We start from the raw sequence: 11376 nt of genomic DNA on the forward strand, positions 1-11376 counted from the left end.
GTTTCGTTCTGCAGAACATATTTTTAAAAGAGCAAGCCTTCCTATTGTACGGAATGTGACAGGAAAACGACCTGCGGCGCCCATTTCGGTGCTTAGTATAGCATGATTCCCGTATTTCTGCAAGAAAACTTTCAGTCCGAAGGTGCAACCGTTATTTGACAAAGAAGTCAAAGAACACTATGATAAAAAGGAGAGAAAATAATGAAAAAACTGCTGACGATCGCCCTGTGCTTTACCATGGTTCTCTTTTTATTCGCCGGATGCAGCGGTTCCGCTCCGTCAGCCGCGCCAGCGGCTTCAAGCGGCACGCCGGCCGCGCCGGCCGCGTCTGCGGCCGCGGCCCGGCCGCGTCTGCGGCCCCGGCCGATGGCACTGTACTCGCGCTGAAGGCCGCCCATGTTGTTTCGGAGGAATCCTCCACCCACAAAACGCTCGTCCGTCTGGGCGAGGAGATTGAAAAAGTTTCCGGCGGCAAAATGACGGTTGAGGTTTATGGCAACAGCGTCATGGGAACCGCCCGCGAAATCGTGGAATCGATGCAGGCGGGCGCGCTGGATATGGCGATCCTTGCGAATGCGCCGTACAGCGGATTCACCGATGCGCTGACCTGCTTTGACGTTCCGTACCTGTTCGATTCGCTTGATGAAGGCTGGTACGTCCTGGACGACCCGTTCGGGACCGAGATCCTCAGCGACCTGGAAAACCAGGGCCTGCACTGCCTGGGCTGGGTGGGCGCTTCCTGGCGCAATATGTCCACCACCAAGGTCGAGGCGCACAGCCCGGCCGACATGAAGGGGCTTAAAATGCGCGTGATCGAAAGCCCGATGCATGTGGAACACTTCAACCTGATCGGCTGCTCCGCGACCCCGATGGCTTTTTCCGAACTTTACACCGCGCTGCAGCAGGGCGTCGTCGACGGCCAGGATAACCACTGGCTCGAGATGTGGACCAGCGCGCTGCATGAGGTGCAGGGTTATCTGATGGAAACCCGCCATATCATGGACCCGACAAACATCATGATGTCCAAAACCACCTATGACAACCTGACAGACGAGCAGCGCGGCTGGGTGGATGAAGCGTTTGAATCCGCAAAGGCGGATATGCGCCAGATCACGACTGACGACGAGCTTACAAACAAGCAGAATGTGATCGATGCGGGGCACTGCAAAGTGATCGAACTGACCGAGGCGGAACGTGACTCCTTCAAAGCGGCCGCGCAGCCGATGATCGACAAATACACCGAGTCGAACCCGAATGTCAAGAAGATCATCACGCTGACGGAAGAATTCCGCGCGCAGAACAGCTGACCGCTGGCTCATGGGGACTTTGCCCTTGGGCGTCCCTTCGATGCCCAAGGGCCATTCGAAGGAGGGAAAACAGTGCTTGCAAAGATCAACAAGTTCTTCATTGCGATTGAAGATAACCTTGCGGTCATCCTGTTCTTCATCATGACCTGTATCACCTGCATGAACGTCTTTACCCGGTTCTTCCTAAATTATACCGCTTCCTGGGCGGAGCAGACCACCCGCCTGCTATTTATCTGGGTCGGCTACGCGGGCGTCTGCATCTGTGTACGCCGGGACAGCCACCTCAAGGTGGAGGCGCTGCCCGCATTCCTGCCTCCGCGCGGCGGCGCTGCGGTGCGCGTGATCGGGGACCTGGTTTCGGTCCTGTTCGGCTATTATATCTCTTGGAAAATCTTTGAGACGACCCTCAACCTGATTGCTACCCACCAGACCTTCCCGGCCATGCCGTCGGTACCGGTCTGGATCATGTATCTGCCTGGCGCGCTGGGCATGTTTGGCTTTGCAACCCGCATGATCGGTACGCTGATCAAGCACTGCAAACAGGCCTTTGGAAAGGGGCTGCCGCCCGCCGGGCCTGAAAAAGAAGCCGTAAAAGCTGCCGAGGGAGGTGACCGGGCATGATTCCTGTCCTGATGGGAACGCTGTTTGCATGCCTGTTTCTGACCGTGCCGATCGCGGTTTCGCTCTGTGTCACCTGCACGGTGTTCTTCGCGGCATTTTATCCCAATACCCCGATGGCGACCCTGCTTCCGCAGTCGATGATTTCGGCAATGGATTCCTTCTCCCTGATGGCGATCCCCTTCTTTATCCTGATGGGTTCGCTGATGGAGGGCTGCGGCCTTGCCAAGCGGATTGTCAAGGGCGCCGAAAAGGTGACCGGCAGCATGCCGGGCGGCCTGGGCATGGCGGCGGTCGCGGCGTCGGCGTTTTTCGCGGCGCTTTGCGGCTCCGGTCCGGCGACGGTCGCGGCGATCGTTTTTCGCGGCGCTTTGCGGCTCCGGTCCGGCGACGGTCGCGGCGATCGGCGGAATCATGATGCCCGCAATGAAAAAACAGGGCTATGATACGGCATACTGCGCGGCACTTGTCTCCGCCGCCGCGGTTATCGGGCCGATCATACCGCCGAGTATCCCAATGATCGTCTATGGCGTGACCATCGGCGCGTCGGTGGGCGAACTGTTTATCGCGGGCGTCATACCGGGCATCATCATTGCAATTGTATTGATGGTCCTTAACTATTTCTTTGCCAAGAAGCGCGGTTATCTTGGACTCAGCAAGGCCGCGCTTGCCGAAAAATACGGCGAGACTTCCGGGAAAAAGGGCTTTAGGATCGATGACTCGGTCTGGGCGCTGATTATGCCGGTTATCGTCCTGGGCGGCATCTACGGCGGCGTGTTCACACCGACCGAGGCGGCTGCTGTGGGCGTCATGTACTCGGTCTTTGTCGGAAAGTTCATTTATAAAGAGCTCGACTGGAAGAAGCTGCGCACCGCGCTGCTCAACGCGACCGAGCTGACCGCTGTTGCGGTCATCCTGCTGGGCGGCGCGAACACCTTCGGCCGTATCCTGACGCTCGGCAAGATTCCGCAGACGATCGCGGCGTTCATCATGTCCGCGACCGAAAACCCGGTCATCATCATGCTCTTTGTGAATGTGTTTTTGCTCATCACCGGTATGTTCATCGATACGACCTCGAACATCCTGCTGTTTGCCCCGCTGTTCTGGCCGCTGGTTCAGATGCTCGGTTATGATGCGGTTTATTTCGGCATCATCATGACCATCAACCTCTGTATCGGCATGCTTACCCCGCCGGTCGGCGTAAACCTTTTCGTGGGCCAGACGATCAGCGGCGCGCCGCTGGGCGCCATCATGCGGGATGCCATTCCATTCCTGCTTGCGTTGATTCTGACATTGACGGTCTTTATTGTATTTCCACAGATCGTCATGTTCTTACCCAATCTATTATACGGTTAAAGGAGACAACAACATGAAAACGATTGGCGAAATCCCATGTATTACCGCAGCCGGAACACCTTATCAGATCGGCTATGCTCACGGAAGCGGCGCGAAGGAGCGAATCGCGGTGAGCTTGGCGACCTATCGGGAGATGTTCTGGGATTATTCCGGCATCTCCTGGGAACAGACCCAGAAGATTGCGGAAAGCTTTGTCCCCTGTATTGAAAACTACAATCCGGATTATCTTGCGGAGATGCAGGGGATCGCGGACGGCGCGGGGGTGCAGTTTTGGGAAATTCTGGCGCTTAATGTGCGCAGCGAGCTGGTGCTGCAGGGCGGATCGCTTGTATCAGACGGCTGCACCTCGGTTGCGGTCACACCGGAGCGCACCGCGGGTGGGGTTACGCTAATCGGGCAGAATTGGGACTGGAAAATGTCCATTCGGCAGGCGCTGATCCTGCTGCGGATCCATCAGGAAAATGGGAAGCCGGACATCTGCATGATGACCGAAGCGGGCATCATCGGAAAGATTGGATGCAACTCCGCCGGGCTTGGCGTCTGCCTGAACGCGCTGTCGGTCGACGCGGCGCCCTCCGGCGTGCCGCTTCACATCGCGTTGCGCGGCATCCTGGATTCCCAAAACCTCAACGACGCGGTCCGGGCCGCTGTGCGGGAGAAGCTCGGCTGCTGCGCCAACTTCCTGATCGCGCACAGGGATGGAGAGGCGCTCGATGTGGAAGTCGCGAACGACGATTTCGATGTGCTCTATCCCAGGGATGGAATCCTGGTTCACACCAATCATTTTACCAGCCTGCGTCTGCCGCGCGCACCGTATCACGACACGCTCAAGCGTTCCATGCCGAACAGCTTCCACCGGCTCGGGCGGCTTGATAAGCTGGTTCGCGCCGTCGAGGGGCCAATCGGCGTACAGGACCTTAAAACAGCGTTCGCGGACCATGCGGGGGCGCCGTTTGCAATCTGCCGGCACGAAGGGGACGAAATGGGCGGCCTTTCGATGTCCACCGTATTTGCCATTGTGATGGATCTGACCAATCTGACGCTGCACATCTGCCCTAAGCACCCCTGCAACACCCCGTTTGAAACGGTTTTGCTGAAAGATGGCGGCCAATGAAAACTGTGTTCCCTTTGGGCCGGGGCCGCTCGGCGTCTGCCATAAGGCGGACGAATGGGCGGACTGCGAGCAGGTGTTCCAGACGACGGATGTCCTTGAACGCCTGACCGAAAGACTGCTTTTCTGAACGGCCTGCTTTTATCCGCCAGAAACAACCTCCATATTTCCCTGTGCCCGCAGGGGAAAAAGCCGCCGGAAACGGCGGCTTTTCTTTATGGCTCCCTTCTAATAAAAAGGAGCACAATCCAATTTACAAATCGATCATCTTCCTGTATCATAGTGGTAACGATAGAAAGGGATGGAAAACGAGCATGGATTACAGTAGTGAACCGGTGAAACAGAACATCGAAATTGGATATGGAATGAAGCCGCAGATGGTAGCGGTGGAGGAGCATCGTTTGCTCGGAATTCTGAAACCGAATGCGGTTGCCGTCGAGCGTACCGGGAGGGCGGCGGTTGACAGCGCACTCCAGTGTCCTGTGGGCTCGCCGCGCCTGAGAGAGCTTGTGAAACCGGGGATGCGGATTGTGATCATCACCAGTGATATCACCAGGCCGCTGCCCAGCGGTCAATTGATCCCCGCGGTATTGGAGGAGCTTTATGCGGCGGGGGTGGATGCCGCGAATATCACCATCGTATTTGCATTGGGCAGCCACCGCAGGCAGACCGAGGCGGAGATGCGCAGGCTGGTGGGGGATGAGGTGTATCAAACGGTTCGCTGCATGGACAGCGATACAACCGATTTCGTTCGCCTTGGCAGTACGCGGCTGGGCACTCCGGTGGATATTACGCGTGTGGTGGCTGAAGCGGATTTCCGGATTGGTTTGGGCAATATCGAATTCCACTATTTTGCGGGTTACAGCGGCGGGGCGAAAGCGATCATGCCGGGAGTATCCACCCGTGCCGCCATTCAGGCAAATCACAGCCGGATGGTGCTGCCGGAAGCTGCTGCGGGAAGACTGGAGGACAACCCCGTCCGCATGGATATCGAGGATGCGGTCCGGCTCTGTCCTCTGCATTTTATTGTGAATGTGGTGCTGGACGAACATAAACAGATCCTTCACGCAGTGGCAGGCGACTTTATCCTTGCGCACAGGGAGGGATGCCGGTTCCTGGACCGTCTCTATAAAATTGCGATCCCATCGCGGGCGGATATTGTCATTGCGTCACAGGGAGGCGCGCCGAAAGATTTGAACCTGTATCAGACGCAAAAAGCGCTGGACAACGCGAAACATGCCGTTAAGCCGGGCGGAATCATCATCCTGGTCGGTTCCTGCCAGGAGGGTCTCGGGGAAAAGACCTTCGAGGAGTGGATGACCGGTTCGGCCAGCCCGCGGGCCATGATCGAACGCATCCAGACCGACTTCCAGCTGGGCGGCCATAAGGCCGCGGCGATCGCTCTGGTGCTGGAGAATGCCGATATCTATCTGGTTTCGGAGATGGAAGCGGATTTTGTCCGGAAGATCCATCTGCAGCCCTATCGCAGCGTGCAGCAGGCGCTCGACGATGCGCTGGGGAAGCTTGGCCCGGATGCCAGCGTCCTTGTGATGCCTTATGCAGGGTCGACCCTGCCCTGCCTGGCGGAATGACCGGAGTCCTCCGCAATCTATCCCGCGCGAACTGTTTTTTAAGATATAAAAAGGCCGCCAATCGATTTGATTGGCGGCCTTTTTACAGTTTTATACGACGCCTACAGTCAGAAGCAGGCAAGCGTAGGTTCGGTCCTCGCCGGTGGAGATTGCCACACAGACGTCCGGCTCGCAGGCGGCGTCATAAAACGCAAACCTGTCCAGCGTGTCCAGCGGCATGCCCTGCATGACCGCGCGGACTTCCTTGAGCGCTTCGGGAGTGCTTCCGTCATCCGGAACCATGGCTTCCACCTTCTCAAAGTTTGCGATACTGCACAGCGCTTCAAGCACCTGCGGGACGGTGGGCAGCCCGGGCTTTACACCGAGAAAAATCTTTTTTGCTTCACCGCTGCGGGCGGCGAGCGGATAGTTTCCGTCGACCAGCAGCACCTTGTCGCCGTGCCCACAGAAAGCGAGCGCCTCGATCAGCAACGGGTTGATACAGCCTGTTTTCAGCATGCTAGTTGCCTCCTTATCCAAAAGTTGCTTTGCAAATTATCAATTTACCCCCAAAATCAGCTCATGAACAGATCGGGCAGCAGGGTTGCGACGCCTGGGACAAAGATGATCAGTATCATGACGGCGATGATGATTCCGATTACCGGAACGATGTAGCGTACAGTGTCGCTGAACCGTGCTTTGGTGATGCCCATGGAGAGGAAAAGGTAAACGCCAACCGGAGGGGTCAGCCCACCGATGACCGTCGAAATCGAGAACATGACTCCGAACTGGATTGGGTCGATGCCAAGATTCTTGATGATCGGGTAGATGACCGGCATGATGACGACCGTTGCCGCCAGGCAGTCCATGAACATACCGATGATGAGCATCATGCCGAGGATGATCAACATAATAAGGGTCGGGTTGGTGGTGATTGAAAGCAGGAAATTACCAACCTTTTCGCCTACGCCTTCAATGGCGAATATGTAGCCGTAAATCTGCGCCACGCCCATAATAAGCATGACCATGCAGCTGCTTTCGGTCGCCTTGCGGAAAATCGGGACAAGGTCCTTCAGCTTGACCGAACGGTAGATGAACAACCCGCAGATCAGCCCGTAGACGCAGGCCACGACGCCCGCCTCGGTCGCGGTGAAGATGCCGAAGATTACGCCGCCGATGATGATGAGCGGGGTGATCAGCGCGAAGAACGCTTCTTTAAAGGATTTCCACAGCGAACGAAGGCTGAACTGGCCGGAACCGCCGTCGATGTTGTGTTTGCGGGCATAGAAATAGCACATGATCATCAGTGTCAGGCCGATGATGATGCCTGGAATGATGCCGCCCACGAACAGCTTCCCGACCGAATCGCCGGTAACCGAGCCATAGACGATCATATTGAGGCTCGGCGGGATGATCGGGCCGAGCGCGCCCGCGCCGGCGATCAGCGCGGCCACGAAGCCGGGCTTGTACCCCTGCTTGTCAAGTTCCGGCGTGGTGAGCGAACCGACCGCGCTGATCGCGGCCGCACCGGAGCCGGTGATCGCGGAAAAAATCATATTGCCCGCAACGCATACGCAGCCAACGCCGCCGCGCATCCAGGACAACAGCTGGGAGCAGAAATTGAGAATCCGGTCGGACAGCTTCGCGCCCGCCATGATTTCGCCGGCCAGGATGAAAAGCGGGCAGGCCATCAGCGACCAGGAGTTGATTCCGCGCACAATCTGCTGAACCGCCATGAACAGCGGTACGTCGCCGGACATCAGAAGCGCGATAACCCCGGAAAAACCGATGGCATATACAACCGGCGCGCCGAGTGCGATAAAAATGAGCAGAAGGACAATTGTAATTTGAATCATATCATCCGTCCCCTTCCTCCAGAATTTCTTTGGTGCGGCGTGGGAGCGCGGTAAGATATGACCACAGCATCAGAACGATTCCCACGGGAACCGCGGCATATACATAGGAAAACGAGATCGGAAGAGATGCCGCCATCGAGTTCTGCGACCGCAGCACAAGCGTGATCGACGCCGGGAACAAAACCGCCAGAAACGCCACCCCCACCAGACGGGACGCGGCATACAGCACGGCGCGCACCTTGTGATTTTTCAGATATTCCTGCAGCAGATCGATCGAGACGTGCCCGTCGTTGCGCACCGTGAGGGAGGAACCGATAAATACAAGCCACACGCAGCTGTAACGCAGGAATTCTTCTGCCCATGGAATCGAAAGGTTAAAGACAAATCTGCTGAAAACCGCGATGCTGCCGAGCAGCACAATCGCGCACAAAAGCGCGAAGCAAACGTAGGTCTGCAGCTTTTCCACAAACTTGTCAATTTTCAGAAATACCCGCATCAAATACCCTCTTTCCCTGTTATTTGCGGTGTCCGGGGGACAGGCGGGGCTGCCGCCCCGTCTGTTCCCCATTCAGTTTGCTTACGCTGCGGTTCCCAGTTCGCGGATTTTGCTGATGACGTCGCCCACGCCGTATTCCGCGTCAAATTCGTCATACAACGGCTGAACAGCGGCCGCCATCTTGTTGTATTCTTCGACGCTCACATCAACGATCTCAACGCCGGCTTCAGCCATCTTGTCCATCGCGGCCTGGTCGGTCACCTTGCGGTCCTCAACTTGCAGGCTGGAGACTTCCTGGGTGGTTTTGATGAAGATTTCCTGCAGATCTGCGGGGATCGACTGCCATTTGGCTTCGTTGATGCCGACGATATGGATGGTGCCCATGTGGTTGGTCTGCGAATAGTATTTGCCGACTTCCTGCAGGTTTGCATCCACCAGGGTGGACGGGTCGGCTTCGACGCCGTCGACTACGCTCTGGGAAAGGGAAGTATAGGCTTCACTCCAGGAGAGGGCGGTTGCGTTTGCGCCGAGCAGGGTCCAGGTCTGGACATAGACGTTGTTTTCCGGCACGCGCATCTTGATTCCAGAGATATCCGCCAGGCTTTTGATCGGTTTGGTCGTGGTGAGCGCGCCGCGGATCGAAGCAGAGAAGCAGAAGAGCGGGCGCACGCCGGACTCCACCATGACCGGTTCGGCAAAGTCCAGAACAACCTCGTCCATGACCTTTTTCTGTCCGTCGATATCCTTATAAAGGAAGGGAAGTTCGAGCGCGGAAAGCGAAGGCGCGTTGAGTGCGTTTGCCCAGGTGCTGCCGCCGGAAACGCCCATATCCAAAGTGCCGAGCAGGATCTGTTCGGCCATCTCACGTTCGGTGCCGAGCTGTCCGCCGCCAAAGATCGAGAGCTTTAGACGTCCGCCGGAGGCTTCTTCAAGCCGCTTGCCAAGCTCTTCGAGCCAGAGGGCTTCGTTATGCGTGGCGCTGTAAATATGGCCGACCTTCAGGGTGATGGCCTCCGCTGCCGGGGCGTCGCCGCTGGCTGCGGGAGCGGCATCCGCGGCTGGGGCCGCATTGGATGCAGGGGCGGTACCACTGTTTCCGGAGCATCCGGTCATCAGCAGCATTGCGGCACAAAGAACGATCGATACGACTTTCAGCATTTTTTTCATTTTATAACCCTCCATGTAACTTTACAGGTTTATTCACTTTCCATTTTCCCGCCTTGCGGGAACATCCTTCTTTTCTTCCAAATGCTTTTGGGGGTCGGTGTCTAAAAATCGTGGTGCCAGATTTCCTCTATCTCGATGAAACGGTTTTCGCCGTCCATGATCTCCCGGAATTCACCGGTGGCTTTCTGCCATTCGATACTGATGGGAAGCGCGCTTTTTTTGGCCATGTCTGCCTCAAAGTCGTCGCCGATATACTCGTAATAAGAGAAAAGATAATCTCCTATGCGAAAGATGGAAAAGTTGCGCATATTCGCTTCATGCCCAGCATCCACAACGCCCTGCCAGATTTCGTCGTGCAGCTTGATATAGGCGTCCGCGGCGCCCGGTTTAAGCTTGGATAAGGTGCCGATTCTTTTCATTTTCTCAATCCCTTCTGCAAATTTGCACTGAAACACGGATCCTCTTACCACAATAGTATACAAATTCTTTCAATCTTTCACTATGTAATTTATGGATTTACATATGAAAATATATAAAGTTTCATTGAGCCACTGTGGACAAAAAGAAATCCCCCTGGAAAAAAGCGTATATCACGCGAATGCCCAGGGAGAATTGTACAGTTTCGGTATAAGCTTTCCACAAACATTCAATCCGGCCTTTTCCGGTTCGGCGGGAATTTTTCCGAGCCGCGGAGCACCAGCTTCATATCGAAGGTAATCCTTTTTTTCGAAGCGCTGCGGATACGTTTCGGCTTTTCCATCTTTCCGAGGAGGATCTTTGCGCATTCTTCGCCAATATCTACGGTTGGGTAACTGACGTGGCTGATCCGATTGAAGTTTATGTCAATTTTTCCGCAGGAGATAAACGCCATATCCGCACCGATCACCAAATCCTTCTCAGCAAGGGCCAGCATACATCCGGAGGACATCCGACGGTTTGAGGAGAAGATCGCGGTGACCCGGTTTTGCTTTTCCAAGAGTTTTTTGGTCATATCGTAGGCCAGGTCAAACTTGAAATCCCCGTAGAGGATATACTCCTCATGGATCGGCAGGCCATTCGCTTTCATCGCGCCGAGATAGCCGTTGAGGCGGTCGAGCCCGCTGGTGGAGGTTGTTGGGCCGCAGATAAAGGCGATATCACGGTGCCCGTTGTCGATAAAAGCCTGGATACTTTCGTAAGCGCCGCCGTAATTGTTCATGAATACGCCGTCCATGTTGCCGCCGCGCAGATCGCGGTCGAGGATGACGACCGGCGTGCCGGTGTTGTTCATATCGATCAGGAATTCCGCGTTGTATTCCACCGTGTCCGAAACCGGAACGGTGATAATCCCGCCGACCTGGATCTGCCGGAGCATATTGAGGTAGCGGATTTCCTTGCCGGGGTCCTCATCGGTATTGCAGATGATAACCTCGATCCCCTTCGGGTCCATCACCGATTCGATGCCCTGAATGACCTCGGCGTAATAGGTGTTGCGGATATCGGGGATCACCACCCCGATCCGGTCCCGGCAGGTGACGCGGGCGAGCTGCCGCTTGTACTGTTTGGGTGTGAAGTCCATTTCCTTTGCAATTTTCAGGACCTTTTCACGTGTCTGCTCATTGATGAAATCCTTGCCGCTGAACGCGCGGGAGACGGTTGCGGTTGAAACGCCGGCCTTTTTTGCAATATCCGATAATGTTGCAGCCATCTGTTTTCACCTTCCCTCATAGCCTTTTTTATATTGTAGCACTTTCTGAAAAATCGCACAACTTTTTCAAGATGAAAATTTATAAATTTACTTATGTAAAAATATAATTTACATATTGCGTTTTACACTTGACGCAACGGATAATGAAACCAGAAGATTCCCCCCGGCCCGCACCATGCAAATCTCCGCGCAGCCACCTGCCACGGC

The 11376-nt window shown here is 55.7% G+C and carries 13 protein-coding genes; 7 read left to right on the plus strand and 6 right to left on the minus strand.

The window, feature by feature from the left end; translation table 11 throughout:
- Positions 1–179 precede the first annotated feature (179 nt).
- The 7 genes from BN4275_RS07715 to larAH6 all read left to right on the plus strand — a co-directional run bounded on the left by BN4275_RS07715 (position 180) and on the right by larAH6 (position 5984).
- Positions 180–1307 carry a TRAP transporter substrate-binding protein gene (locus tag BN4275_RS07715; protein WP_079988149.1) on the plus strand — a complete coding sequence of 376 codons (1128 nt, stop codon included), beginning with the start codon at positions 180–182 and terminating at the stop codon, positions 1305–1307.
- A 72-nt stretch (positions 1308–1379) separates the two neighbouring features.
- The gene (locus tag BN4275_RS07720; RefSeq protein WP_066456324.1) at positions 1380–1928 is read left to right on the plus strand and encodes a TRAP transporter small permease; all 549 of its coding nucleotides are present in this window, start codon (positions 1380–1382) and stop codon (positions 1926–1928) included.
- A complete protein-coding gene (locus tag BN4275_RS17815) occupies positions 1925–2371 on the plus strand; it encodes a TRAP transporter large permease subunit (protein ID WP_278276520.1) in 447 nt (148 codons plus the stop codon). Before BN4275_RS07720 ends, BN4275_RS17815 begins: the two co-directional genes overlap by 4 nt.
- Positions 2343–3281 (plus strand): TRAP transporter large permease, encoded by a 939-nt coding sequence (locus BN4275_RS07725; RefSeq protein WP_278276521.1) that lies wholly within the window; start codon positions 2343–2345, stop codon positions 3279–3281. Before BN4275_RS17815 ends, BN4275_RS07725 begins: the two co-directional genes overlap by 29 nt.
- 13 nt (positions 3282–3294) lie before the next feature.
- The gene (locus BN4275_RS07730; RefSeq protein ID WP_066456332.1) at positions 3295–4395 is read left to right on the plus strand and encodes a C45 family autoproteolytic acyltransferase/hydrolase; all 1101 of its coding nucleotides are present in this window, start codon (positions 3295–3297) and stop codon (positions 4393–4395) included.
- On the plus strand, positions 4382–4522 hold the full coding sequence (locus tag BN4275_RS17265; protein WP_154018848.1) for a hypothetical protein: 141 nt from the start codon (positions 4382–4384) through the stop codon (positions 4520–4522). The genes BN4275_RS07730 and BN4275_RS17265 overlap by 14 nt, the downstream gene beginning before the upstream one ends.
- Positions 4523–4706: 184 nt before the next feature.
- Positions 4707–5984, plus strand: coding sequence for a nickel-dependent malate racemase, LarAH6 family (larAH6, locus tag BN4275_RS07735; protein ID WP_066456336.1), 1278 nt, complete (start codon positions 4707–4709; stop codon positions 5982–5984).
- Between the two features lie 90 nt (positions 5985–6074).
- Here the strand turns inward: larAH6 and BN4275_RS07740 are convergent, their stop codons facing one another.
- From BN4275_RS07740 to BN4275_RS07765, 6 genes are all read right to left on the minus strand, one after another.
- Entirely contained in the window at positions 6075–6482 is a 408-nt protein-coding gene (locus tag BN4275_RS07740) for an RbsD/FucU family protein (protein ID WP_066456338.1), read from the minus strand.
- Between the two features lie 56 nt (positions 6483–6538).
- Positions 6539–7819 (minus strand): TRAP transporter large permease, encoded by a 1281-nt coding sequence (locus BN4275_RS07745; protein WP_066456341.1) that lies wholly within the window; start codon positions 7817–7819, stop codon positions 6539–6541.
- Between the two features lies 1 nt (position 7820).
- Complete coding sequence (locus BN4275_RS07750; RefSeq protein WP_066456344.1) at positions 7821–8315, minus strand: TRAP transporter small permease; 495 nt, start codon at positions 8313–8315, stop codon at positions 7821–7823.
- An 81-nt stretch (positions 8316–8396) separates the two neighbouring features.
- A complete protein-coding gene (locus tag BN4275_RS07755; RefSeq protein WP_066456347.1) occupies positions 8397–9482 on the minus strand; it encodes a TRAP transporter substrate-binding protein in 1086 nt (361 codons plus the stop codon).
- A gap of 101 nt (positions 9483–9583) precedes the next feature.
- Entirely contained in the window at positions 9584–9901 is a 318-nt protein-coding gene (locus BN4275_RS07760) for an L-rhamnose mutarotase (protein ID WP_066460281.1), read from the minus strand.
- 227 nt (positions 9902–10128) lie between these two features.
- Positions 10129–11169: a LacI family DNA-binding transcriptional regulator gene (locus tag BN4275_RS07765; protein WP_066456348.1), complete on the minus strand. Its 1041-nt coding sequence runs from the start codon at positions 11167–11169 to the stop codon at positions 10129–10131.
- Positions 11170–11376: the final 207 nt, after the last annotated feature.

This window comes from Anaerotruncus rubiinfantis, assembly GCF_900078395.1.
Taxonomy (GTDB): domain Bacteria; phylum Bacillota; class Clostridia; order Oscillospirales; family Ruminococcaceae; genus Anaerotruncus; species Anaerotruncus rubiinfantis.

Bases quoted from the DNA above. Each gene is read 5' to 3' on its own strand.
- BN4275_RS07750 (WP_066456344.1), bottom strand. From the start codon at position 8,315: ATGCGGGTATTTCTGAAAATTGACAAGTTTGTGGAAAAGCTGCAGACC.
- larAH6 (WP_066456336.1), top strand. From the start codon at position 4,707: ATGGATTACAGTAGTGAACCGGTGAAACAGAACATCGAAATTGGATAT.
- BN4275_RS07715 (WP_079988149.1), top strand. From the start codon at position 180: ATGATAAAAAGGAGAGAAAATAATGAAAAAACTGCTGACGATCGCCCT.
- BN4275_RS07755 (WP_066456347.1), bottom strand. From the start codon at position 9,482: ATGAAAAAAATGCTGAAAGTCGTATCGATCGTTCTTTGTGCCGCAATG.
- BN4275_RS07725 (WP_278276521.1), top strand. From the start codon at position 2,343: ATGCCCGCAATGAAAAAACAGGGCTATGATACGGCATACTGCGCGGCA.
- BN4275_RS07740 (WP_066456338.1), bottom strand. From the start codon at position 6,482: ATGCTGAAAACAGGCTGTATCAACCCGTTGCTGATCGAGGCGCTCGCT.
- BN4275_RS07730 (WP_066456332.1), top strand. From the start codon at position 3,295: ATGAAAACGATTGGCGAAATCCCATGTATTACCGCAGCCGGAACACCT.
- BN4275_RS07745 (WP_066456341.1), bottom strand. From the start codon at position 7,819: ATGATTCAAATTACAATTGTCCTTCTGCTCATTTTTATCGCACTCGGC.
- BN4275_RS17815 (WP_278276520.1), top strand. From the start codon at position 1,925: ATGATTCCTGTCCTGATGGGAACGCTGTTTGCATGCCTGTTTCTGACC.
- BN4275_RS17265 (WP_154018848.1), top strand. From the start codon at position 4,382: ATGGCGGCCAATGAAAACTGTGTTCCCTTTGGGCCGGGGCCGCTCGGC.
- BN4275_RS07760 (WP_066460281.1), bottom strand. From the start codon at position 9,901: ATGAAAAGAATCGGCACCTTATCCAAGCTTAAACCGGGCGCCGCGGAC.
- BN4275_RS07765 (WP_066456348.1), bottom strand. From the start codon at position 11,169: ATGGCTGCAACATTATCGGATATTGCAAAAAAGGCCGGCGTTTCAACC.